Source organism: Clavibacter michiganensis (assembly GCF_021216655.1).
GTDB classification, from domain to species: Bacteria; Actinomycetota; Actinomycetes; order Actinomycetales; family Microbacteriaceae; genus Clavibacter; species Clavibacter michiganensis.
On sequence record NZ_CP080437.1, the window covers coordinates 3116784 to 3138784 of the forward strand.

20 protein-coding genes are annotated in these 22001 nt (G+C 74.6%); 9 read left to right on the forward strand and 11 right to left on the reverse strand.

Annotated elements, in window-relative coordinates:
• Window positions 1–14 precede the first annotated feature (14 nt).
• Together K0V08_RS14875 and K0V08_RS14880 are read right to left on the reverse strand one after the other, a co-directional pair.
• Window positions 15–812 carry a glycosyltransferase family 2 protein gene (locus K0V08_RS14875; RefSeq protein ID WP_079531881.1) on the reverse strand — a complete coding sequence of 266 codons (798 nt, stop codon included), beginning with the start codon at window positions 810–812 and terminating at the stop codon, window positions 15–17.
• Window positions 809–3421: a PIG-L family deacetylase gene (locus K0V08_RS14880; protein ID WP_231689087.1), complete on the reverse strand. Its 2613-nt coding sequence runs from the start codon at window positions 3419–3421 to the stop codon at window positions 809–811. The genes K0V08_RS14875 and K0V08_RS14880 overlap by 4 nt, the downstream gene beginning before the upstream one ends.
• A 216-nt stretch (window positions 3422–3637) precedes the next feature.
• Here K0V08_RS14880 and K0V08_RS14885 point away from each other — a divergent pair, with 216 nt between their 5' ends.
• The gene (locus K0V08_RS14885) at window positions 3638–3856 is read left to right on the forward strand and encodes a hypothetical protein (RefSeq protein WP_012037437.1); all 219 of its coding nucleotides are present in this window, start codon (window positions 3638–3640) and stop codon (window positions 3854–3856) included.
• Between the two features lie 87 nt (window positions 3857–3943).
• Here the strand turns inward: K0V08_RS14885 and K0V08_RS14890 are convergent, their stop codons facing one another.
• Together K0V08_RS14890 and purD are read right to left on the reverse strand one after the other, a co-directional pair.
• On the reverse strand, window positions 3944–4864 hold the full coding sequence (locus K0V08_RS14890) for a phosphoribosylaminoimidazolesuccinocarboxamide synthase (protein WP_079531886.1): 921 nt from the start codon (window positions 4862–4864) through the stop codon (window positions 3944–3946).
• Window positions 4861–6111 carry a phosphoribosylamine--glycine ligase gene (gene purD / locus K0V08_RS14895; RefSeq protein ID WP_079531888.1) on the reverse strand — a complete coding sequence of 417 codons (1251 nt, stop codon included), beginning with the start codon at window positions 6109–6111 and terminating at the stop codon, window positions 4861–4863. Before purD ends, K0V08_RS14890 begins: the two co-directional genes overlap by 4 nt.
• Window positions 6112–6499: 388 nt before the next feature.
• Here purD and K0V08_RS14900 point away from each other — a divergent pair, with 388 nt between their 5' ends.
• Window positions 6500–6880: a sterol carrier family protein gene (locus K0V08_RS14900; RefSeq protein ID WP_079531891.1), complete on the forward strand. Its 381-nt coding sequence runs from the start codon at window positions 6500–6502 to the stop codon at window positions 6878–6880.
• A gap of 59 nt (window positions 6881–6939) precedes the next feature.
• Entirely contained in the window at window positions 6940–7248 is a 309-nt protein-coding gene (locus K0V08_RS14905; RefSeq protein ID WP_012037441.1) for a hypothetical protein, read from the forward strand.
• 51 nt (window positions 7249–7299) lie between these two features.
• On the opposite strand, the gene purF is transcribed toward K0V08_RS14905, so the two are convergent.
• Window positions 7300–8760 (reverse strand): amidophosphoribosyltransferase, encoded by a 1461-nt coding sequence (gene purF, locus K0V08_RS14910; protein WP_012037442.1) that lies wholly within the window; start codon window positions 8758–8760, stop codon window positions 7300–7302.
• A gap of 89 nt (window positions 8761–8849) precedes the next feature.
• Here purF and purM point away from each other — a divergent pair, with 89 nt between their 5' ends.
• Window positions 8850–9959: a phosphoribosylformylglycinamidine cyclo-ligase gene (gene purM / locus K0V08_RS14915; protein WP_079531894.1), complete on the forward strand. Its 1110-nt coding sequence runs from the start codon at window positions 8850–8852 to the stop codon at window positions 9957–9959.
• Window positions 9960–10095: 136 nt separating this feature from the next.
• On the opposite strand, the gene K0V08_RS14920 is transcribed toward purM, so the two are convergent.
• Window positions 10096–10305 carry a DUF3073 domain-containing protein gene (locus K0V08_RS14920; RefSeq protein WP_012037444.1) on the reverse strand — a complete coding sequence of 70 codons (210 nt, stop codon included), beginning with the start codon at window positions 10303–10305 and terminating at the stop codon, window positions 10096–10098.
• A 209-nt stretch (window positions 10306–10514) separates the two neighbouring features.
• Here K0V08_RS14920 and K0V08_RS14925 point away from each other — a divergent pair, with 209 nt between their 5' ends.
• Window positions 10515–11645, forward strand: a complete 1131-nt coding sequence (locus K0V08_RS14925) for an FAD-dependent oxidoreductase (protein ID WP_079531896.1) — start codon at window positions 10515–10517, stop codon at window positions 11643–11645.
• Between the two features lie 329 nt (window positions 11646–11974).
• On the opposite strand, the gene K0V08_RS14930 is transcribed toward K0V08_RS14925, so the two are convergent.
• The gene (locus tag K0V08_RS14930; RefSeq protein WP_079533672.1) at window positions 11975–14035 is read right to left on the reverse strand and encodes an APC family permease; all 2061 of its coding nucleotides are present in this window, start codon (window positions 14033–14035) and stop codon (window positions 11975–11977) included.
• 88 nt (window positions 14036–14123) lie between these two features.
• A complete protein-coding gene (gene yczE / locus K0V08_RS14935; RefSeq protein WP_079531899.1) occupies window positions 14124–14789 on the reverse strand; it encodes a membrane protein YczE in 666 nt (221 codons plus the stop codon).
• Between the two features lie 62 nt (window positions 14790–14851).
• Here yczE and yczR point away from each other — a divergent pair, with 62 nt between their 5' ends.
• From yczR to K0V08_RS14955, 4 genes are all read left to right on the forward strand, one after another.
• Window positions 14852–16315 (forward strand): MocR-like transcription factor YczR, encoded by a 1464-nt coding sequence (gene yczR / locus K0V08_RS14940; protein WP_079531902.1) that lies wholly within the window; start codon window positions 14852–14854, stop codon window positions 16313–16315.
• A 159-nt stretch (window positions 16316–16474) separates the two neighbouring features.
• Window positions 16475–17458: a trypsin-like serine peptidase gene (locus K0V08_RS14945; protein ID WP_079531904.1), complete on the forward strand. Its 984-nt coding sequence runs from the start codon at window positions 16475–16477 to the stop codon at window positions 17456–17458.
• 112 nt (window positions 17459–17570) lie between these two features.
• Window positions 17571–19652, forward strand: a complete 2082-nt coding sequence (gene glgX / locus K0V08_RS14950) for a glycogen debranching protein GlgX (RefSeq protein ID WP_079531907.1) — start codon at window positions 17571–17573, stop codon at window positions 19650–19652.
• Window positions 19653–19778: 126 nt separating this feature from the next.
• Window positions 19779–20843, forward strand: a complete 1065-nt coding sequence (locus K0V08_RS14955) for an FUSC family protein (RefSeq protein ID WP_079531910.1) — start codon at window positions 19779–19781, stop codon at window positions 20841–20843.
• On the opposite strand, the gene K0V08_RS14960 is transcribed toward K0V08_RS14955, so the two are convergent.
• From K0V08_RS14960 to K0V08_RS14970, 3 genes are read right to left on the reverse strand one after another with little or no spacing between them, the layout of a single operon-like run.
• Window positions 20813–21109, reverse strand: coding sequence for a hypothetical protein (locus K0V08_RS14960; protein ID WP_079531912.1), 297 nt, complete (start codon window positions 21107–21109; stop codon window positions 20813–20815). The genes K0V08_RS14955 and K0V08_RS14960 overlap by 31 nt on opposite strands.
• Window positions 21110–21121: 12 nt before the next feature.
• Window positions 21122–21520 carry a hypothetical protein gene (locus K0V08_RS14965; protein ID WP_012037452.1) on the reverse strand — a complete coding sequence of 133 codons (399 nt, stop codon included), beginning with the start codon at window positions 21518–21520 and terminating at the stop codon, window positions 21122–21124.
• 17 nt (window positions 21521–21537) lie between these two features.
• Entirely contained in the window at window positions 21538–21936 is a 399-nt protein-coding gene (locus K0V08_RS14970) for a DUF2256 and DUF3253 domain-containing protein (protein ID WP_079531915.1), read from the reverse strand.
• Window positions 21937–22001 lie beyond the last annotated feature (65 nt).

The window sequence follows — 22001 nt, forward strand, 5'->3', positions numbered from 1 at the left end:
GGACGGCCGTCCGGTCAGCCCGCCGGCACGCAGGGGCTGTCGCAGCCCACGGCGCGCTGGCGTCCGATCTCCCGCTCGCGCGCCCGCTCCAGCAGCGACACGTGGAGGTACCCCGCGTAGCCGCCCGGCGTGCGGCCCTCGCGGCGGCTCGACGTGAGCACCTCGCCGGCTGCGGACGCCGTGATCCGCGCGTCGAGTCCGCGGAGCCGTGTCACGAGGTCGACGTCCTCGTGCTCCGCGACGGCAGGGAACCCGCCGGCCGCGACGTAGGCGTCGGCGCGCACGCCGAGGTTCGCGCCGTGCACGTGCCCGTTGGCGTGGCCGGGCACGCGGGTCGCGCGCCAGGCCGCGACCTGAGCCGGGCTGAGGTCGTCGAGCTCCGGGCGGACGGTGCCGACGACCACGTCGGCCCCGCCGTCCGCGAGCTCGAGCTGGCTCGTGATCCACGCCGGCGGCACCGCGGAGTCGGCGTCGGTGCACGCGATCCAGTGCTCGGCGTCGTCGCCGTCCCAGCCCGCGCGGGCCGCGTCGACCCCCTGGGCGCGCGCGGCGCCCACGCGCCCGGCGGCGCTCTCGATGACCTCGACGCCCGCGGCGCGCGCCACCTCCGCGGTGCGGTCCCGGCAGTCGTCGGCCACGAGGATCACGCGCACGCGCACCCCGTCCGCACGTGCACGGGCCGCGGCGACCTCGACGGACGCGAGGCAGCGGCCGACCAGCTCCTCCTCGTCGCGCGCCGGGATGACGACCGTGACCGCGCGGATCCGGGGTGCTGGCTCGACCTCGGCGGCCGCTGCCGCCGTCCCCGTCACCGCAGCCCCGTGCGCACGGCGACCGAGCGCGGATCCGCCGACAGCACCTCGAGCAGGAAGTCGTCCTCCTCGTGCCGCATCAGCACGTGCAGCCCGGGTACGGCGGCGAGCCGCGCGTGCACCTCGTCGCCCGTCCGCCGGAAGTCGCCCTCCGGGTGCCGCCAGTGGCAGGCGACCAGCGCGCCACCGGCGCCGAGTGCCCCCGGCAGGGCGGCGAGCACGCGGTCGAACGCGGCGTCGTCGAGGTAGTAGCCGACCTCGCTCATCACCACGAGGTCGAACGCGCCGGCCGGCCAGTCGGCGCCCACGTCGCGCACCTCGAGGCGCACCTGCGGCGCGTCGGCGAGGCGGACGCGGGCCCGCTCGACCGCGGTCGGCGCGACGTCCACGGCCAGCAGCTCGTCCACGCGCTCGGCGAGGCCCGCCGTCGTCACACCGATGGAGCAGCCGATCTCCAGCGCCCGGCCGTACCGCTCGTCGGGCAGGGCCGCGAGGGTGGCGAGGCGCTTGCGGCGCTCGTACCAGCGGGTCTGGACGCGCCACGGATCCTCGGCGCGGGCGTACGCGGCGTCGAAGCGCTCGGCGGCGGTGGGCGTCGCGGTGGCGTCGTCGGACACGATCAGCACCTCGCGGTCGCGGTCGGCGTGCCGGAGGAACCCGGGCTGCAGGACGGCGGCGTCCTCGGGGGCGTCGGACAGCGGATCCACCTGGCTGGCGTGCGCGCGGATCGCGGCCCGCTTGGCCTCCCGTGTGCGCGCGTCGAGCGGCAGGGCCCGCATCGCGGCCCACGGCACGCGCGGGTCGTCGGGCGTCGCCCAGTGCCACATCCACACCGGGTACTCGACGAGCCGGATCCCACGCGCGGCGGGCAGAGCGCCCACCAGCTCGGCGACGACCTCGCCCGTGACGCGGTGGTCCCGGTGCCCGTCGCCGCGCCAGGGAGCCGCGACCGCGGTGCCCGGCGCGGCGTCGGAGAGGAGCACGGCGAGGTCGTCGCGCACGGCCTCGCGGCGCTCGCGGATCCCGCCGTCCGGGTGCCCCAGGAGCACGAGCCGGGCGTCGGGCGCGACCGCGTCGAGGGCGGCGCGGGCCTCGTCGCGGCGGACGGCCACGAGCTCGTCGGGCGTGCGAGTGGGGGATCCGGGGTGCGAGGCGGCGCCGTCGGTCACGATCGCGAGGGTCACCGGCACGCCCCGCGCGGCCGCGGTCGCCATGAGGCCCGCGGCCCCGATCGACTCGTCGTCGGCGTGCGCGGACACCACGAGGAGCGCCGCCATCCCCGCGAGGTCGGGCGCGTCGAGCGCGTCCCAGCGCGGATCCGCGTCCCAGACGTCGGCATCGGTGCCGGGCTCGCGCGCATCGAAGGCGACGCCCGCCGCGGCGACCGGCGCAGGGCCGGCCGCGATCGTGGGATCGCTCGTCCCCGTGTCCCTCGTGTCCGTCGCGTCCGCCTCCGCCGCGCGCCGCCGCACCGCCTCCGCGAGCGCCCCGCCGAGCGAGGCGTCGTCGCGCTCGGCGTGATGCTGCCGCACGTACAGCCCGAGGTCGGCCACGCGCTTGGCATGGTCCGCGTCCTGCGCGAGCGGCGCCGGGCCGAGCGCGTGCGCGACGTGGGTCAGCGTGTCGTCCACCGCGCGGGCGACGACGGCGCGCACCCGCTTCGCGAGCAGCCGCCCCGCCTCGCCCTCGGCTCGCCCGCGGTCGACCAGCAGGGCCGCCTCGGCGAGGGATGCGCGCGCTCCGTCGAGCCCCGCGTCGACCGCGCCCAGGTGCATGAGCAGCAGTCGGTCGGCGCCATCTCGGGACGCGGCCCGGAGCAGCGTGCGCGCCAGCCCGACCGCGCCGCCGTACCAGCAGGCCGCGACCTGGATCCCGCCCCAGTGGAACCCGGGCCGCTCGAGGTACCAGCCGGGCGCGCCCACGCGGCGGGCCGGCACGTCGCGCATGCGCAGCGGCCCGCTCGGGACCTCCACGAGCCCGCGGGCGGCCCACGCGCCGGGCACGACCTCGACGCCGGGCTGTCGGAGGTCGACGGCGAAGAGGCCGCGCGAGCCGTCGTCGTCCGCGGCGGTGATGAGCGCGTGCGTCAGCGATCCGGCGAGCGAGCACCACGGCTTCGTGCCGGACAGCCGCACCGCGTCCGGCCCGTCGGCATCCGCCACGGCCGTCAGCGGATCGCCGCCGCCCTCGGCCGCGAACACGCCCCACGTGCGCGCCGCGGCACCGCCCGCGTGCGTGTCGACGCCCCTCGCGCCGTCGTCGCCCGCGGCGCCTCGCTCCTGCTCGAGGATCGCGAGCGCGTCCAGGTGCGGCTCCACCGTGCGCGCGATGCCGAGGTCGGCCGCGGCGAGCGTCGCGAGCGCCTCCCAGAGGTCCGCCGTGCCGCCCGCACCCGGCCGTGCGCCGCCGTCGCCGAGCGCGACCGCGAGCGCCAGCGCCCGCTGCGTCGTCCACTCCGGCCCCGGGGGCGTCTCCGCGAGCGCCGCGCGCACGAGCGCGACAGCGGGTCCCGGCCTGTCATCGCCCGGCGGCACCGCGCCGGATGCGAGGCGGACGCGCGCGGGGGCGTCCGCGTCGAGGGGCTGGGCGGGCTGGGGGCCGGATGTCACGGGGTGGGGCACCGAATCGTCGAGGGATGAGCCGGGCGTGGCCCGGTCGTCCTTCGAACCTACAAGCGTCCGAGACCGGCTGCCCGCGTGCGGCGCGACACCGCGCACGTGTGGCATCCTGGCCGCCTCGGATCCCCCGGCCACGCGGGTGTGGGACCCTGACGACAGGGCTGGGGCGCGATCCGCACCGCCCACGCACGACAGAGGGGATCCACCATGGACCAGCACACCGACCCGCACGCCGACGAGCACGCGACCGCGGGGCAGGCCGACCAGCCCACGCCCGAGGCGGTCGAGGAGTTCGAGCGCCTCGCCGTCCTCAAGATGGGCGGCCAGGACATCGAGGGAGCCCTCGACGAGCTGCCCGACGCGGACGCCCGCGAGGTCGCGGAGGTCGCCATCGACCGCGTCGTCCGCGGATACGAGCACCTGTAGCCGGATCCGCACGGGGCCCGCGCACCGCCGACGCACTGCGGCGGGACGCGGCACGGCACGGCCCGGCAGCAGGCGGAGCCGGCGCCCCTAGCGTCCGGTGAGCCGCGCGATGAGCTCCCGGTAGCGCTCCGCAGTGCGCTCCACGATCTCCTGCGGCAGCACGGGCGGGGTGCCCGTGCGATCCCAGTTCGCCGCCAGCCAGTCGCGCACGATCTGCTTGTCGAAGCTGTCCGTGCGGTTGCCCGTCGCGTACGCCTCCGCGTCCCAGTACCTCGACGAGTCGCTCGTGAGCACCTCGTCCGCGAGCGTGGTGATGCCCGTGCGCGGGTCGATGCCGAACTCGAACTTGGTGTCCGCGAGGATCACGCCGCGCTCCTCGGCGATGGCCGACGCGCGGCGGTACACGTCGAGCGACAGGTCGCGGAGACGCGCCGCCTCCTCGTGCCCCACGAGCTCCTCGGTGCGCGCGAAGGTGATGTTCTCGTCGTGCTCGCCCTGCGGCGCCTTCCACGCGGGCGTGTAGATCGGCTCGGGGAGGCGATCGCCCTGCGCGAGGCCGGCCGGCAGCGGGATCCCGCACACCGTGCCGTGCTGCCGGTACTCCTCCCAGCCGGATCCCGCGAGGTAGCCGCGCACGACGCACTCGATGGGCAGCATCTCGAGCACCCGGCAGAGCATGGCGCGCCCGCGCACCTGCTCCGGGATGCCGATGCGGTCGAGCGTCTCGCCGTCGACGAGGTGGTTCGGCACGTCGAGCCGGTCGAACCACCACAGGCTGAGCTGGGTGAGGAGCTCGCCCTTGCCGGGGACCCCGGGCTCGAGCGCGAAGTCGTAGGCGCTCACGCGGTCGGTCGCGACGACCAGCACGTGCGGCTCGCCCTCGAGCGCCCGGTCCTCCGTGTCGTCGATCGCGGGGCTGAACAGCTCGCGGACCTTGCCCGAGTACGCGTGCTCCCAGCCCGGGAGGTCCCAATCGGCGGCGTGGCCCGCGGGCGTCCCGGCGCTCATCGGATGACCTGCGCCGCGATGTCCGTGCGGTGCTGCGACCCGTCGAGCGACAACCGCCCGACGGCCTCGTAGACGCGCGACCGCGCCTCCACGAACGAGGCCCCCGTCGCGACGACGCTGAGCACCCGCCCGCCCGTGGCGACGAGCCCCGCCTCCGACTCCGCGGTGGCGGCGTGCGCGATGCTCACGCCCTCGACGCTCTCCGCCTCGTCCACGCCCGAGATGACGCGTCCCGTCCGGGGCGCCTCCGGGTAGCCCTCGCTCGCGACCACCACGGTGACGGCGACGTCGTCGGAGAACTCCGGCCGCGCGACGCCGCCGAGCTCGCCGGACGCGGCCGCGAGCAGCAGCTGCGAGAGCGGCGTGACGAGGCGGGGCAGCACGACCTGCGTCTCCGGATCCCCGAAGCGCGCGTTGAACTCGATGACCCGGATGCCGTCCGCGGTGAGGATGAGCCCGCAGTAGAGCAGCCCGATGAACGGCGTCTGCTCCTCCGCGAGCTTCCGCACGGTGGGCAGCGCGATGGTGTCGATGACCTCGTCGACGAAGCCGGCCGGCAGCCACGGCAGCGGCGAGTACGCGCCCATGCCGCCCGTGTTCGGTCCGGCGTCGCCGTCGCCCAGGCGCTTGTAGTCCTGCGCGGGGGAGAGCGGGACCACGTCGTGCCCGTCGGAGAGGAGGAAGAGCGACACCTCCTGCCCGGCGAGGAACTCCTCGACGAGCACGGTGCCCTGGCCGAGGTAGTGCCGCGCGTGCTCGAGGGCGAGCGTGCGGTCGGCGGTGACCAGCACGCCCTTGCCGGCCGCGAGGCCGTCCGCCTTGATGACGTAGGGGGCGCCGTACTCGTCGAGCGCCGCCTCGACCTCGTCGACGGTGCCGGCCTGGGCGGCTCGGCCCGTGGGGACGCCCGCCTCCTCCATGATGCGCTTGGCGAAGGTCTTGGATCCCTCCAGCGCGGCGGCGGCGCGGCCCGGCCCGAAGACCGGGATGCCCCGCGTGCGCAGCGCGTCCGCGACCCCGGCGACGAGCGGCGCCTCGGGCCCCACGACGACCAGCTCGAAGCCCTCCGCGAGCGCGTGCTCCGCGACGACGACCGGGTCGTCGATGTCCATCTTCACGACGGGCACGACGCGTGCTATCCCTGCGTTGCCGGGCGCCGCGACGAGCTCGTGGCCCGCGTCCTCCCGGAGCAGGGCCGTGACGATGGCGTGCTCGCGCGCACCGGAACCGAGTACCAGGATCTTCACGCCCCCACCCTATCGACGCCGACCCCGCCGGTCCGGGCCCCTGGGGGCGCCGGCGGGCGCGGCGCATCCGCGTCCCGGGACGGCGGGCGGAGGCCGGGCGGAGGGTGGGAGGCCGACCCGCCGCGGGTACGGCGCGGGTCGGCTCCCTGCCCTCTCCGGCGTTCTTCGGGTCCGCCGGCGGGCACATCGTCCCTGCCCTCCCGAGGCCGGGGGAGGCCGCGGGAGGGAGGACGTCCTGCCGTGCCGGGCGGGTCGTGTCACCGCGGGGCACTTCCATACACGGTAATGGATGTCCCCCAAAGCGCGGACGCGGGGCGACGCCCCATTAGGAGGGGCGCGGCGACGCCGGACGGGCTGGCCGACCCCGCCGCTCTGGCATCCTGGGACGATGGCCAAGGCGCGCATCCACCCCACCGTCGGACAGCCCGCCGTGCGGGCCGCGCTCGCCAAGGGCGCCGACGCCGACCGGGAGACGCGGGCCACCGCGGTCCGCTTCCTGCTGCAGTCGCTCGCGGATCTCGCACCCGGCGGCACCGTCGAGGTGCGCGTCCCGCCGTTCGGCGCCGTCCAGTGCATCGAGGGCCCGGGCCACACGCGCGGCACGCCCCCGAACGTCATCGAGACCGACCCCGCCACGTGGATCGCGCTCGCGACGGGCGGCACGACCTGGGACGCGGGCGTCGAGGCGGGTGCCGTGCGCGCGTCCGGGCTCCGCGCCGACCTCCGCGGCCTCCTCCCCGTGCCGTGGGAGCTCCCGGCCGACCGCTGAGCGCCCGCCGGCGCGTCCGCGGTTCGTCGCGCGTCGGCGGCGCGGGGGATGATGGACGCATGACCGACGCCCGACCCCAGCCCGACGACGAGCGCCGTACCGAGGTCCTCGTGCGGCGGTCCCCCCGCTACTTCCGCTTCATGGGCGTCGGCGCGGTGCTCGGGATCATCGTGGCGATGGTCCTCACGCTCACGTTCCCGCCGAACCCGGAGTTCTCCGAGGCCCAGGTGCTCGCGTTCCTGGCGCTGTTCGCGGTCGTCCTCTTCGGCGGGCTGGCCGCGCTCATCGCGCTCGCGCTGGACCGCGCGGCCTCGCGCCGATCCCGCGTCCTCACGGCCGAGCGCGAGCGGGGCGAGCCGGGCGCCTGATCCGGCACCCGCCCGCCGGGCGGCCATCCGCCGGTCGCGCTCGCGCCGCGATCAGCTGAGCTGCGTGCGCTCCAGCCAGGACAGGTACTCCGGCGTCACATTGCCGGTGATGTACTCGCCCGTGAAGCAGCTCATCTCGAGGTCCTCCACGCCGGTGGATCCCTCGAGGATCGCGTCGCGCATGTCCGCGACCTCCTGGTAGATGAGGTGGTCCGCGCCCAGCTCGGTCGCGATCTCGGGGATCTTCCGCCCGTGGGCGATGAGCTCCTGCCGCGACGGCATGTTGATCCCGTACACGTGCGGGTAGCGCACCGGCGGGGCGGCGGAGGTGAACGTCACCTTGTTGGCGCCGGCCTGGCGGGCCATGGTGACGATCTCGCGGCTCGTCGTGCCGCGCACGATGGAGTCGTCGACGATGAGGATGTTCTTGCCCTGGAACTCCGAGCTCATCGCGTTGAGCTTCTGTCGCACCGACTTCTTGCGCTGCGCCTGCCCCGGCATGATGAACGTCCGCCCGACGTAGCGGTTCTTGTAGAAGCCCTCGCGGTACTCGATGCCGAGCGTCTGCGCGACCTGCATGGCCGACGGCCGGGACGAGTCGGGGATGGGCATGACCACGTCGATGTCGCCCGCCGGGCTGTGCTCCGCGATGGTCGCCGCGAGCCGGTTGCCCATGCGCAGGCGCGCGTCGTACACGCCGATGCCGGACATGACCGAGTCGGGTCGCGCGAGGTACACGAACTCGAAGGCGCAGGGGATGAGGCGCGGCGCCGGGTGGCACTGGCGCGCGTGCATCTCGCCGTCCATGGTGATGAAGACGGCCTCGCCGGGCGCCACGTCGCGCACGATCTCGTAGCCGAGCGACTCCATGACGAGCGACTCGCTCGCCACGACCCACTCCATCCTGCCGCCCTCGAGCTCGCGACGGCCGAGGGTGAGCGGGCGGATCCCGAACGGGTCGCGGAACGCGAGCATCCCGTGCCCGGCGATCATCGCGATGGACGCGTACGAGCCCTGCACGCGCTCGTGCACGCGCTCGACGGCGGTGAACACCTGCTCGGGATCCAGCGCCAGCCCCGAGACCTGCGACTGCAGCTCGTGCGCGAGGACGTTGACCAGCAGCTCGGTGTCCGAGCTCGTGTTGGTGTGGCGTCGATCCACGTGGAAGAGCTCCTGCGCCAGCTCCCGCGTGTTGGTGAGGTTGCCGTTGTGCACCAGCACGATTCCGTAGGGCGCGTTCACGTAGAACGGCTGCGCCTCGTCCTCGTCGGCGGCACTGCCGCGGGTCGCGTACCGCACGTGGCCGAGGCCCATCGTGCCGAGCAGCGAGCGCATGTCACGCGTGCGGAACGCCTCGCGCACCTGGCCGCTGAGCTTCTTCACGTGGAAGGTGTTGCCCTCCGCCGTGGCGATGCCGGTGGAGTCCTGACCGCGGTGCTGCAGGAGCAGGAGGCTGTCGTAGACGAGTTGGTTGACGGGTTCGGACGATACGACGCCGACGATGCCGCACATGCTTCGGCTGACTCCTGAAGAGTAGAAGAGGTGGGGGAGCGGCCAGTCTCCCACACGGGAGCGACGCGCCCGGCCGCTACCCTGTACGCGTGACCACAAAGAGCTCGTATGCAGAGGCCGGCGTCGACACGGAGGCCGGCGATCTGGCGGTCCAGCTGATGAAGGAGGCCGTGTCCCGCACGCACGGCCCCGAGGTCATCGGCGGGTTCGGCGGATTCGCGGGCCTGTTCGACGCGAGCGCCCTCACCCGCTTCCGCCACCCGCTCCTCGCCACCTCCACGGACGGCGTCGGCACCAAGGTCGCCATCGCGCAGGCCATCGACAAGCACGACACCATCGGCCAGGACCTCGTGGGCATGGTCGTCGACGACATCGTCGTGGTCGGCGCGCGCCCCCTCTTCATGACCGACTACATCGCCTGCGGCAAGGTCGTGCCCGCGCGCATCGCCGACATCGTCGCCGGCATCGCCCGCGCCTGCTCCGACACCGGCACCGCCCTCGTCGGCGGCGAGACGGCCGAGCACCCGGGGCTCCTCGGCCCGGACGACTACGACGTGGCGGGCGCCGCGGTCGGTGCGGTCGAGGCCGACTCGGTGCTCGGATCCGAGCGGGTGCGCGACGGCGACGTGGTGCTGGCGCTCGCGTCGAGCGGCCTGCACAGCAACGGCTTCTCGCTCGTGCGCCACATCCTCGCCACCGCCGGCATCGGGTTCGGCGACACGTCGGCCGAGCTCGGCGGCGTGGTCGGCGAGGTCCTCCTCGAGCCGACGCGCCTCTACACGACGCCGCTGCTCGACGTGCTCGCGCAGCCGGAGCTCGGCCCGGCCGTCCACTCGATCAGCCACGTCACGGGCGGCGGCATCGCGGCGAACCTCGCGCGCGTCCTGCCCCGCGGGTCGTTCAGCGAGCTCGAGCGCTCCACGTGGTCGCCGCCCGCGGTCTTCCGCGCGCTCGCCGGCATCGCCGGCTCGACGCTCGAGAGCGCGGAGGGTACCTGGAACCTCGGCATCGGCATGATCGCGGTCGTGGATGCGGCCGCGGCCGACGGGATCGCGCGCGCGCTCACCGCCGCGGGCATCCCGACGTGGGAGGCCGGTCGCGTCACGATCGGCGACGCTCCCGCGGGCGCCGGATTCGAGCAGGGCGCCAAGGGCGTCGACGGCGGGGCCGTGCGCCTCACCGGCCGCTACCGCGACTGACCCGCGTCACGCCAGGCGCGACCGGCCGACGCTCGGTGCCGTGACCGCGTCGATGCGCGGCGTGCGGGCGCACAAGAGGAGACCCGCCTCACGAGGAGGCGGGTCAGATGCCCATCCGGCCGGGGCCGGCGACGGATCAGGCGCGCTTCTGCTCGTCGCCCGGGACGTAGGCGTCCGGCTCGTCCGCGTACTCGTCCCACTTCGCGGCCTCGGCCGCGTACTGCTCGTCGACCGCCCCGTGGGTGGTCAGCTCGCGCTCCAGCTGCGTGTAGTCCACATTGGGACTGAACGACTTCAGCTCTCGCGCGATCTTGGTGTGCTTAGCTTTTTGACGGCCGCGCCCCATGCGAGACCCCCTCACGACTCAGGCCCCGACGGGCGGTGACAACGCTGGAAACAGCGGACAGGGATTGGAGAAAACCTAGGGGCTACCCTAACATGTGGCCCTCGTCGTCCCGGGCGTGTCCTCCCCGTCCGGAGAGCGTGCACGGGCATCGTACGACCTCGTCCCGTGATCGCCCTGCGCCGGGGAGCGGGCGCTAGCCTGGTCGTCCCATGACCTCCCAGCCGGCAGAGACCCAGGTCGTGGTCATCGGTGCCGGACAGGCCGGGCTCTCCGTCGCGTACCACCTGCAGCGGCTCGGCCTCCGCATGGGCGCAGACGCCGTCGTCCTCGATCGCGGGCCCACGACCGGCGGCGCCTGGCAGCACCGGTGGGCGGCCCTCCGCCTGGGATCCGCGCACCGCGTGGCCGACCTCCCCGGCATGTCCGAGCTCGGCATCTCGTTCGCCACGGCCGATCGGCGCCTGCCCGCGCGCGACGTCGTGCGCGACCACTACGCCCGCTACGAGCAGCACTTCGACCTGCGGGTCGAACGCCCGGTGGAGGTGCGGGCGGTGCTCGACGCGGACGTGCCGCCGCCCGTCGCGTCGCGCCGCCGCGCCGCCCATCCCTCCGACTCCGCCCGCCCGCTCCTCGTGCGCGCCACGGACGGCGACCGCGTCGCGCGGTTCGTCGTCAACGCCACGGGCACGTGGGGCGCGCCGTTCATCCCCTCCTATCCGGGGCTCGCGGCGTTCCGCGGGCGGCAGCTGCACACGTCCGGCTACCGGGCGGCCGCCGACCTGCGGGGGCTCCGCGTGCTCGTCGTGGGCGGCGGCACATCCGCCATCGGCTTCCTCCTCGAGCTGGAGGGGGTGGCCGCGCGCACCATGTGGTCGACCCGGCGTCCCGTCGACTTCCTCGAGGCGGGCGAGCTCGACGTCGAGGCCGCGGTGCGCGCGGTGGACCTCCAGGACCGGGCCGCGCGGGCCGGGGAGGCTCTTCCGAGCATCGTCAGCGGCACGGGGGTGCCGCGCACGCGGCGCATCGTCGCGGGGATCCGTCGCGGTCTGCTCGACAGCCGGGGGCCCATCGCGCGCTTCGAGGAGGACGCAGTCGTCTGGGCGGACGGCGAGCGCGACCAGGTGGACGCCGTGATCTGGGCGACGGGCTTCCGGCCCGAGATCCGGCACCTGGCGCCGCTCGGCCTCCGGGAGAAGGAGGGCGGCGTGCGCGTCGAGTCCGGGGTCTCCGCACGGGATCCGCGGGTGTTCCTCGCGGGCTACGGACCGCAGGCGTCGACCATCGGCGCGAACCGCGCGGGTCGACGCGTGGCCAGGCAGGTAGTCGCGGCCCTCGGCTGAGCCCCGGCGTCGTCGCGCGGAGGGGATCCGCCGAAGAGGGGTCGTGGGGGCCGGCGCCGTCCGCGGGAACTCGCGGCGAGGCCCCCACGTCCGTCCGGATCCCACGGGTCGGTCCGGACGTGATCCGACCGGCACGAGGTGCGCCGACGCTGGGGCACCCCGCGATCCGGTCGACCTGCACGAGCTCTCGGGGGAAGAGTTCGTGCACCAACGAGTCTACAGCCGTGTCCTCCTTTTCGAGGACACGGGACGCGGCCGCCCGTCGGACGTCGCCTGGCGCGGGTCCGGCGCGCGGGGCCGGCGCGCGGGGCCGCGCGGACGCGCGGGACCTACGGCGTCCGGCGTCCGCTGGTGTGCTTGACGGGGGTGGTCGGCGGCGGGCCGGACCGGCGGACGGCGGGGCGCACCGGCTCGCCGCGGCGATCCTGCCCGGGCACCGGCCGGGACCGCCGGCCGTAGATGAGCTCCGACGAGTCGAGCAGCCACGGCACGAGCGCGAGCGTGACGCCGTGCACGAGGAGCAGCTTCTGGCGGATCCGCCTGGCCTTGTGGTTGTGCAGCAGCGTCTCCCACCAGTGGCCGACGATGTAGACGGGCGTGTAGACCGTGATGATCTCGCTGCCGTGCTCCGCGCGACGGGACTTCAGGTACTTGATGAGCGGGAAGCTGATGTCGCGGTACGGCGAGGCGACGATGCGCAGCGGCATCTCGATCTCCATCTCGACCCACTGCCGCTCGAGGAGCTTCGTCGCCTCGTCGTCCACGGAGACGTGCACCGCCTCGATGCTGTCGTGGTTCGCCGCGATGGCGTAGTCGAGGGCCTTGAGGACGGGCTTCTGCATCCGGCCGACGAGCACGACCGCGTGGTCGCCCGTGGAGCCGAAGACGGTGACGGGGTCGACCTCGATCTCCTTCTCCACGTCGCGGTAGTAGCGGTTCACCCCGAGCATGAGGAGGAACAGCACCGGCATGATCGCGAAGACCAACCAGGCGCCGTGCGTGAACTTGGTGATGGTGACGACGATGAGGACGAGCGCGGTGAGCAGCGCGCCGAACGCGTTGATGGCGAGCCCGCGGATCACCTCGCCGCGGTTCGCGCAGCCCTCGCGGAGCATGCGGGTCCAGTGCACGACCATGCCGGTCTGCCCGAGGGTGAACGACACGAAGACGCCGATGATGTAGAGCTGGATGAGCTGCGTGAGGTTGGCCTGGTAGACGACGAGGATGAGCGTCGCGCCGAGCGCCAGGAGCAGCATGCCGTTGCTGTAGACGAGGCGGTCGCCCCGCGTGAGCAGCGACTTGGGCGCGTATGCGTCCTTCGCGAGCACGGAGCCGAGCAGCGGGAACCCGTTGAACGCGGTGTTGGCCGCGAGGAGGAGGACCGCGGCGGTGGTCGCCTGCAGCAGGTAGAACATCACGCTGCCGTTCCCGAAGGTGGCCCCCGCGACCTGCGCCATGAGGCTCTTCTGCGGCTCGGTGGCGCAGCCGGCCCAGCCGATGAGGTCGCACGGCTTCTCGCCGTAGTGCACCTGCGCGATGAGCGCGAGGGTCGTGAGGCCGACGAACAGCACGATGGCGGTGCCGCCCATGATGACGAGGGTGGCCTGCGCGTTCTTGACCTTGGGCGTGCGGAACGCGGGCACGCCGTTGGAGATGGCCTCGACGCCCGTGAGCGCGGAGCAGCCGCTCGAGAACGCCCGCAGCAGCAGGAGGATGAAGGCGACCTGCGACAGGCTCGGCGTCTCGACCGTGTACGCGGCGGACTCCGCGACGGGCGGGTCGCCGAGGGCCGTGCGGACGAGGCCGACGACGATCATGAGGCCGACGCTCGCGATGAAGAGGTAGGTGGGCACCGCGAAGGCCTTGCTCGACTCGCGCACGCCGCGGAGGTTCACGGCCGCGAGGACCGCCACGAAGAAGACCGCGATCTCCACGCGGAACGGGGCGATCTCCGGGATCGCGCTGATGATGTTGTCGACGCCCGAGGCCACCGACACCGCCACCGTGAGGATGTAGTCGACGAGGAGCGCGGACGCGACGACGAGGCCGGCCTTCTCGCCGAGGTTCTTGTGGGCGACCTCGTAGTCGCCGCCGCCGGACGGGTACGCCTTGATGAGCTGGCGGTAGCTGAGCACCACGACGACCAGCAGGATCACGACGCAGGCCGCGACCCACGGCGCGAAGCTCAGGAAGGCGAGGCCGCCGAGCGTGAGGATGAGGAGCAGCTCCTGCGGCGCGTAGGCGACCGAGCTGAGCGGGTCGCTCGCGAAGATGGGGAGCGCGAGGTGCTTGGGGAGCAGCTGGCCCTCGAGCTTGTCGCTGGCGAGCTTCTCGCCGATGAGCAGCCGCTTGGCGGGACTGCTCTCGGGAGCCTGGGGGTCCGGAGTCACGAGCGGCAACGATACCCCGCGACGCGCCCGGGACGCGACGGCGCTGGGCGCGGCCCGTGACCCCGCTGGATCCCCGTCGCCCCGCGGACTACCCGACCGTCGCGACCGGGCCTGTGGGGAGGGTGCCGGCGGGGTCGTCCGGGGCAGCGCCGCGCGTGCGGCGGCGCGGTGCGCGGGCGGGGACGGGGAGGTCGAAGAGGGGGAGCGTGCGCTGGACGACGGGGCCGATCAGCAGCGCGAACGCGAGCGTCCCGAGCCCCACGTTCCCGCCGAGCGCCCAGCCGATCGCGAGCACGACCAGCTCGATGCCGACGCGGACGCGCCACACCGGCCAGCCCGTGCGGCGGTGGATCCCGGTCATGAGGCCGTCGCGCGGGCCCGGGCCGAAGTGCGCGCCGATGTAGAGGCCCGTCGCGACGCCCAGGAGCACCAGGCCGGCGGCGAAGAGGGGGACGCGGATCCAGAGGCTGTCGACCGCGGGGATGACGGCCAGCCCGACCTGCGCGCTGTAGCCGACGAAGAGCACGTTGAGCACGGTGCCCCAGCCGGGACGCTGGCGGATGGGGATCCAGAGCAGCAGCACGAGCGCGCCGATGATGTTGGTGACGACGCCGAACGGCAGGCCGGTCTGGATGGCGAGGCCCTGGCCGAGGACGTCCCACGGGGAGACGCCGATGGCTGCCTGGAGCATCATCCCGATGGCGAAGCCGTAGAGGAAGATGCCGATGGCGAACTGGACTGAGCGACGGAGCATGTGGGAGATCCAATCGCGCCGGGGGTTGCGGGACAAGATGCCAATCGACAGGCTGTGGCCTCATGACCCTCGCTGGATCCGCTCCCTCCGCCGTGCTCGGCCCGACCGCCCTCACGGCGCTGCTGGGGGAGTGGGCGAGACCCGGGAGCCCGGCGTACCAGGCGCTCGCCGACGGGATCCGGCACCTCGTGCTCGACGGGCGCGTGCCCGTGGGGGCGCGGCTGCCCGCCGAGCGGGAGCTCGCCGTCGCGCTCGGGCTGAGCCGCACCACGGTCGCGGCGGCCTACGCGGCGCTGCGGGGGACCGGCCACCTCGCGAGCCGCCGCGGCTCGGGCAGCGTGACGCGGATCCCCCGGAGCGCGCCCCACGCGGAGGGCGGCGGCCGCGAGGTCGCGGACATGAGCCGCGCGGCCGTGCCCGCGGCGCCCGCGCTCGCCGAGGCCGCGATGCGCGCCGCCGCCCGGCTGCCCGCGCACCTCGAGGGCCACGGCTACGACGTCGACGGGCTGCCGGAGCTGCGCGAGGCCATCGCGGCCCGCTACCGCGCGCGCGGCCTGCCGACCGAGGCCGACGACGTCATGGTGACGGTCGGCGCGCAGCACGCGATCGGCCTCCTCGCCTCCGTCCTCGTGCACCGCGGCGACCGCGCGCTCGTCGAGCAGCCGAGCTACCCGCACGCGATCCAGGCGCTGCGCGACGCCGGCGCGCGGCTCGTCGGGGCGGGCGTCGGCGCCGGCGGCTGGGACGAGGACGTGCTCGAGCAGACGATCCGCCGCACCCGGCCCGCGCTCGCCTACCTCATGCCCGACTTCCACAACCCGACGGGCCGGACGATGCCCGAGGACCAGCGGGCGCGGATCGTGGCGCTCGCCGAGGCGCACGGCGTCACCGTGATCGCCGACGAGACGACGGCCGAGCTCGCCATCGACAGGGCGACCGCGCATCCGCCGCTCGCCGTGCACGGGTCGCCCGGCGCGGTCGTGCTCGTCGGGTCGGTCGGCAAGACGGTGTGGGGCGGGCTCCGCGTCGGGTGGATCCGCGCCGGCCGTCCGCTCCTCCGAGACCTGGCTCGGGCGCGCTCGGCCCGCGACCTCGGCACGCCCGTGCTCGAGCAGCTGGTCGTGGCCGAGGTGCTGGGCGGGATGGACGGGATCCTCGCCGAGCGCGGCGCGCGCCTGCGCGAGACGCGCGACCACGTCGAGGCGGAGCTCGCGCGGCGGTTCCCCGGGTGGGAGGTCCCGCACGTCGACGGCGGGCTCGCGGTGTGGGTCGGGATCGGCGCCCCCGTGAGCACCGAGCTCGCGCTGGCCGCCCGGTCGCGCGGGCTGGCGATCACGGGCGGGAGCCGGTTCGGGCACGACGGCGCGTTCGAGCGGTTCCTGCGGATCCCCATCACGGCGACGCCGGCGGCCACCGACCGTGCGCTGGACATCCTCGAGGACGCCTGGCGCGGCATCGCGCCCGAGGGCGGACGGCCGGACGTCGGCCGCGCGCACGACGTCGTGGACCGGTCGGTCCTGGTCTGAGGGACGCGGCCCGGCCTTGGGGACGCGGCCGACGGCCAGGCGGCGCATCCCGCTACCGTCCAGGGGTCCGCGCGTCCCCCGAGGGCTGTCCGTCTCGACCTCCGCGTCGGCGAGCGACGTCCCCGCCGGGTCGCGAGCCGATCGATCCGGAGGAACGACATGCGCATCCGATCCACCACCGCACCCACCCCGGCGGTATCACCCGCCCCCCGTCCACGCTCCCGTCGCGCGGTCGCCGCGCTGGCGCTCGCCGGCGGCCTGGCCTCGGCCGCCGTCCTCGCCGTGCCGGTCGCGGCCTCCGCGCAGGACGCGTCCGTCGTCGTCGCGTCCGCGTCCGCCGACCACGCCGCGTCCGCCGCGCACTGGACGCCCGCGGCCCGCGCGGCTGCCCTGGCCGCCGATGCGCCGTCGGTCGCCGGGTCGGCATCCGCGTCGGGGTCCACGCAGTCCGCGACCCTCTCCTCATCGGACGCCGCGAGCGCTGCATCCGGCGCGCCGGTCCCGCACCCGGACCAGCCGTTCGTCGGCGTCCTCTTCTACGTCTCGGGCGGCCGGAACCACGCGTGCACCGCCAGCGTCGTCGACACCCCGAGCGGCGACACGATCGCGACGGCGGCCCACTGCCTCGTCGACCGTCGCACGGGCGCCGCGACCACCCTGGCCACCTTCATCCCCGGAGCCCAGGGCGCCGCCGCCCCGCACGGCATCTGGCCGGTGCGCGTCGCGGCGGTCTCCTCCGCGTGGACCGCGACCGGCCGGGCCTCGGACGACGCCGGGTTCGCGCGCGTGAGCGGCCCCGCCGGCGAGGTGCTCGCGGCCTCCGTGGGCGCCGCCGAGCCCGTGTTCGGATCCGCGCTGGTGCCGGCGTCCGGAGTCGCGCCGCGGCTGGCGGTCCTCGGCTACCCCACCGCGGGATCCGCCACCGCCGCGCTCGAGGCCTGCGCGGGCCGCCCGCAGCACGACACAGGCGGCCAGACCTCCCTGCCGTGCACGCTCGGCACGGGAGCGGCCGGATCGCCGGTGCTCACGGCCGCGGGTGAGCAGCGCGCCGTCGTCGCGCGTCCCTCCGCGGGGCGCGGCGTGCTCCTCGCCTCGTGGGGCGCCGACGCCGAGCGGGCGCTGACCTCGCTGCACGGGCGGTAGCCATCGCCCCGGGCCGCGGTCCGGTGTCCGCCGAGCGCCGGACACCGGACCGCCGCCTGGGGATCGCCCTTCGTGCACGAAGGAGTTGGGCGGGCGCGAGCATACTGAACCGGTGACCATCGACCTGCCTCCCGTCAGCCGTTCCTACATCAGCCGCCCCTACCCGCTCGGCGCGACCGTCGTCGCCCGCGACGGAGGGCTGCCCAGCGGCCTGAACGTCGCCGTGTACTCCGAGACCGCCGAGGCGGTGGAGGTGTGCGTCTTCGACCACGACGGCACCGAGTCCCGCACCCGCCTCTCCGAGCGCACCGGCCACGTGTTCCACGGCCTCGTCGAGGGCGCCGGCATCGGCACCCGCTACGGCCTCCGCGTCCACGGCGAGTGGGACCCCGCCCGCGGCCTCCGCCACAACCCCGCCAAGCTCCTGCTCGACCCCTACGCCATCGCGATCGAGGGCCACCCCACCTGGGGCGAGGACGTCTTCGCGCACACCTTCGACGACCCGAACGCCATCAACGACGCCGACTCCGCCGCCTCGATGCCCCGCTCCGTCGTGGCCGACCGCCGCTTCGACTGGGAGGACGACGAGGCCCCGCGCACCCCGCTCGACGAGACAGTCGTCTACGAGGTCCACGTGAAGGGCTTCACGCAGCAGCTCGAGTCGGTGCCCGAGGAGATCCGCGGCACCTACGCCGGCCTCGCGCACCCCAGCGCCATCGAGTACCTCACCGACCTCGGCGTCACGAGCGTCGAGCTCCTGCCCGTGCACCACTTCATGCAGGACTCGCACCTCGAGGAGAAGGGCCTCCGCAACTACTGGGGCTACAACTCCATCGGCTTCCTCGCGCCGTACTCCGACTACAGCTCCGCGGGCGACGGCGGCCAGCAGGTCGCCGAGTTCAAGGAGATGGTGAAGGCGCTGCACGCCGCCGGCCTCGAGGTCATCCTCGACGTGGTCTACAACCACACCGCCGAGGGCAACCACATGGGCCCGTCGCTGTCGCTCAAGGGCATCGACAACGCGTCCTACTACCGGCTCGTGGAGGGCGACGAGGCGTCGTACTTCGACACCACCGGCACCGGCAACAGCCTCAACGTCGGCCACCCGGCCGCGCTCGCGCTGATCATGGACTCGCTCCGCTACTGGGTCGAGGAGATGCACGTCGACGGCTTCCGCTTCGACCTCGCCACCACGCTCACGCGCCAGGACGGCGACGCGGAGATCCACAGCGCGTTCCTCACCCTGATCCACCAGGACCCGGTGCTCGCGCCCGTGAAGATGATCGCCGAGCCGTGGGACACCGCCGGATACCAGGTCGGCGGCTTCCCCGCGGACTGGTCGGAGTGGAACGGGAAGTTCCGCGACGACGTGCGCGACTTCTGGCACAGCGGGCAGAACGTGCTCGGCGCGCTCGCCCAGCGGATCACCGGCAGCCCGGACGTGTACGAGTCCGACCGCCGCTCGCCGCTGTGCAGCGTGAACTTCATCACGGCGCACGACGGCTTCACCCTCGCCGACCTCACCTCCTACGACGAGAAGCACAACGAGGCCAACGGCGAGGACAACAACGACGGCGAGAGCGACAACCGCTCCTCCAACGCCGGCGTCGAGGGCCCGACCGACGACCCCGAGGTCAACGCGATCCGCGACCGCCAGCGCCGCAACATGCTCGGCACGCTGCTGCTGTCGTCGGGTGTCCCGATGGTGCTGGGCGGCGACGAGATCGCGCGCACGCAGGGCGGCAACAACAACGCGTACTGCCAGGACGACGAGATCTCCTGGTTCGACTGGGCGAACGCGGACCGCGACCTGCAGGACTTCACGCGCAAGCTGATCCGACTGCGTCGCGGGAACCGGGCGCTGCGTCCCATCTGGTTCCGCGGCGACGACGTCGAGGGTGCCGAGGAGGCCGTGCGCTTCATCCGGGCCGACGGCGCCACGCTGGAGCCGGAGGACTGGACGGACCCGAACGCCTTCAGCATCGGCGTGATCATGAAGGGCAAGGACAGCGACGCGTTCTTCGTCGCGTTCAACGCGGCCGAGGGTCCGGTCGAGTTCCAGCTCCCCGAGGGCCTGGGCGTCTCGTGGCACCTGGCCATCTCCTCGGACTCCGAGCAGAACACGGACGAGGACGCGACGAGCATCCTCGTGCGCGACCGCTCGTTCACCGTGCTGCGGGCCGCGCGCTCCTAGACGCACCGCGAGATCGGCCGACGCGCCCCCGGGAGACCGGGGGCGCGTCGTCGCGTCCGGGGTCGGCGCCGGGCGGGCGTACCGTGGGGGCGCCCCGTTTCCGCTCCCGGGGAGATCGGATCCCGTGTGACCTCATCGCCCGCCCCGCGGCCGCCGTCGACCCGGACGCTCGACCTCGAGGCCGCGATGCGCGCGAGCGTCGGCCTCCTCGTGCCGCTGGTGGTGCTGCTCGCGATCGACCGCCTCGACCTCGCGCTCTACGCGTCGTTCGGGGCCTTCACCGGCCTCTACGGGCGGAACGAGCGCTACCGGCTGCGGCTCGCGAGCGTCGGCGCCGGGGCCGCCATGATGCTCGTCGCGATCTCGACGGGCGTGCTGCTCTCGCTCGCCGACGCGCCGCTCGGGCTCGAGGCGGTGGGCCTCGCGATCGTGCTGGGCGGGGCATCGCTCGTGTCGACGGCGATGAGCCTGGTGCCGCCGCATCCGCTGTTCCCGGTGTTCGGGCTGGTCGTGTGCGCGGCCGTGCCGGTGGACGGCGCCCAGGCGCGCGACGCGCTCGTGACGGCTGTCGCGGCGATCCTCTTCTCCGCGGGCGTCTGCATGTCCGGCTGGCTGCTCCGCCGCTGGGCCCCCGACGCGCAGGCGCACCGGTTCCGCGCGCTGCCGCGGATCCCCGTGCGCGACGCCGCCGTGCACCGCGACCCCGCCGCGTGGACCGCCGTGGTCGCGAACGTCGTCGGCGCGCTGGTGGCGGGCGCGATCGCCGTGGCGCTCGGGCTCGGGCACCACTACTGGGCGGTCGTGACGCTCGTCGCGGTGCTCCCCGTCGTGCGCGGCCCGCTGTCGTTCACGCGCGTGGCGCACCGGGTGCTCGGGACGCTCGCCGGGTCGGTCGTGGCCGCGGGGATCCTCGCGCTGCACCTGCCGGCGCCGGCCGTGATCGCCGTGGCCGTCGCGTGCCAGTTCGCAGCCGAGCTCGCGGTGGGGAAGCACTACGGGCTGGCGCTCGTCTTCATCACGCCGCTCGCGCTCGTGATGGGCGGCCTCGGTCGGAAGCTGCCCGTGCTGCCGCTCGTGGCGGACCGGGTGGTCGACACGGTCGTCGGCGCCGCGGTGGGCGTGGTCGTGATCCTCGTGCTGCGGACGCTGGCGGCGCGGCGTCAGCGGCGGGTGGCAGCGGCGACGGCGTAGCGGCGGACGACGCAGAGGATGCCGCCGGTCAGCGCCAGCGCCGCGACCGCGCCGGCGAGGAGGGCCCGCCGGCCGAGCGCCTCGTGCTCGGGAGAGGTCGCGGTGCCGAAGTCGGGCGGGGGCAGCTCGTCGATGAGGATGGCGCTCTGGGCCAGCGCGACGGCGGCCAGCAGCGCGGCGGACACGAGGATCGCGAAGCAGAGGACGGCGCCCGCGACCAGCAGCCTGTCGCGGGAGCGACCCGGGCGGGCGGATGTGGCGGCCATGGCGCGACGGGCCTAGGGCAGGACCGTGGTGCTCCAGCCGTAGATGCGGCCGTTCGCGCCGAAGAGGTTCCAGCCGTCGGCGCAGGTGACCGTCGCGGGGTCGATCTCCGGCGGCCACCAGGTGTCCTGGATGGTGGTCATCTGCAGGTCGGTGCAGCCGCCGGGGGCGGGCGCGGGCGTCGCGGTCTGGACGGCGACGATGCTGCCGGCCTTCGCCTCGGACTTGGTGCGGATGAGCGCGCCGTCCGCCGGGATCCACGTCGGCATCGCCGAGCCGAGCGCGGTCTGGGCGTCCGCCGTGGTCGCGTAGATCTCCGTGGTGGGCGACGTGAACTGCGCGCTGGCCCCGCATCCGGACAGGAGCGCCGCGCTCGCGACGGCGGCCAGGACGGTGAGGGTCGGTCGATGCATCCCCCTAGTGTGCCTCGTCAGCGGCGGCGGCGGATCCGGATGGGCCCCTTGGCCGTGGAGGGATCGACGACCGAGCCCTTCTGGGTGATCTCCACCTCGCCCGCGTCGACGAGCCTCCGGGCGGCGCGCCGGGTCGGCTCCATGAGCTCGCGCCAGTCGTCGGGCGACTCCGCGCGCGCGGCCTCCGACGGGCAGATGGTGGCGCCGCCGGCGCGGTGCGCGAGGAGGTCGAGGATCCACTGCTCGAGCCGCTCGTCGACGTCGGAGACGCCGCGGCGCCGGCACGCGTCGCTGCAGTAGCGGACCTGGTCCCAGTCGCGCTCCCACTTCTTCCGCCACTCGATGGTGCGGCCGCACGAGGCGCAGGTCTTGGGCTCGGGGAGGCGCTCCCTCGTGCTCGATGCCCGGTGCGCCATCCCTCCAGCATGCTCCGCGGAGAGGGGCGTCGGCTGGATGCGGTGATGCGCTACTGAAAACCCCG

What these genes read in the sequence shown, in the direction of transcription:
- K0V08_RS14885 (WP_012037437.1), top strand. Translation starts at nt 3,638, where the DNA reads ATGGACCAGCACACCGACCCGCACGCCGACGAGCACGCGACCGCGGGG.
- K0V08_RS14890 (WP_079531886.1), bottom strand. Translation starts at nt 4,864, where the DNA reads ATGAGCGCCGGGACGCCCGCGGGCCACGCCGCCGATTGGGACCTCCCG.
- K0V08_RS14900 (WP_079531891.1), top strand. Translation starts at nt 6,500, where the DNA reads ATGGCCAAGGCGCGCATCCACCCCACCGTCGGACAGCCCGCCGTGCGG.
- K0V08_RS14905 (WP_012037441.1), top strand. Translation starts at nt 6,940, where the DNA reads ATGACCGACGCCCGACCCCAGCCCGACGACGAGCGCCGTACCGAGGTC.
- purF (WP_012037442.1), bottom strand. Translation starts at nt 8,760, where the DNA reads ATGTGCGGCATCGTCGGCGTCGTATCGTCCGAACCCGTCAACCAACTC.
- K0V08_RS14920 (WP_012037444.1), bottom strand. Translation starts at nt 10,305, where the DNA reads ATGGGGCGCGGCCGTCAAAAAGCTAAGCACACCAAGATCGCGCGAGAG.
- K0V08_RS14925 (WP_079531896.1), top strand. Translation starts at nt 10,515, where the DNA reads ATGACCTCCCAGCCGGCAGAGACCCAGGTCGTGGTCATCGGTGCCGGA.
- yczE (WP_079531899.1), bottom strand. Translation starts at nt 14,789, where the DNA reads ATGCTCCGTCGCTCAGTCCAGTTCGCCATCGGCATCTTCCTCTACGGC.
- yczR (WP_079531902.1), top strand. Translation starts at nt 14,852, where the DNA reads ATGACCCTCGCTGGATCCGCTCCCTCCGCCGTGCTCGGCCCGACCGCC.
- K0V08_RS14945 (WP_079531904.1), top strand. Translation starts at nt 16,475, where the DNA reads ATGCGCATCCGATCCACCACCGCACCCACCCCGGCGGTATCACCCGCC.
- K0V08_RS14960 (WP_079531912.1), bottom strand. Translation starts at nt 21,109, where the DNA reads ATGGCCGCCACATCCGCCCGCCCGGGTCGCTCCCGCGACAGGCTGCTG.
- K0V08_RS14965 (WP_012037452.1), bottom strand. Translation starts at nt 21,520, where the DNA reads ATGCATCGACCGACCCTCACCGTCCTGGCCGCCGTCGCGAGCGCGGCG.
- K0V08_RS14970 (WP_079531915.1), bottom strand. Translation starts at nt 21,936, where the DNA reads ATGGCGCACCGGGCATCGAGCACGAGGGAGCGCCTCCCCGAGCCCAAG.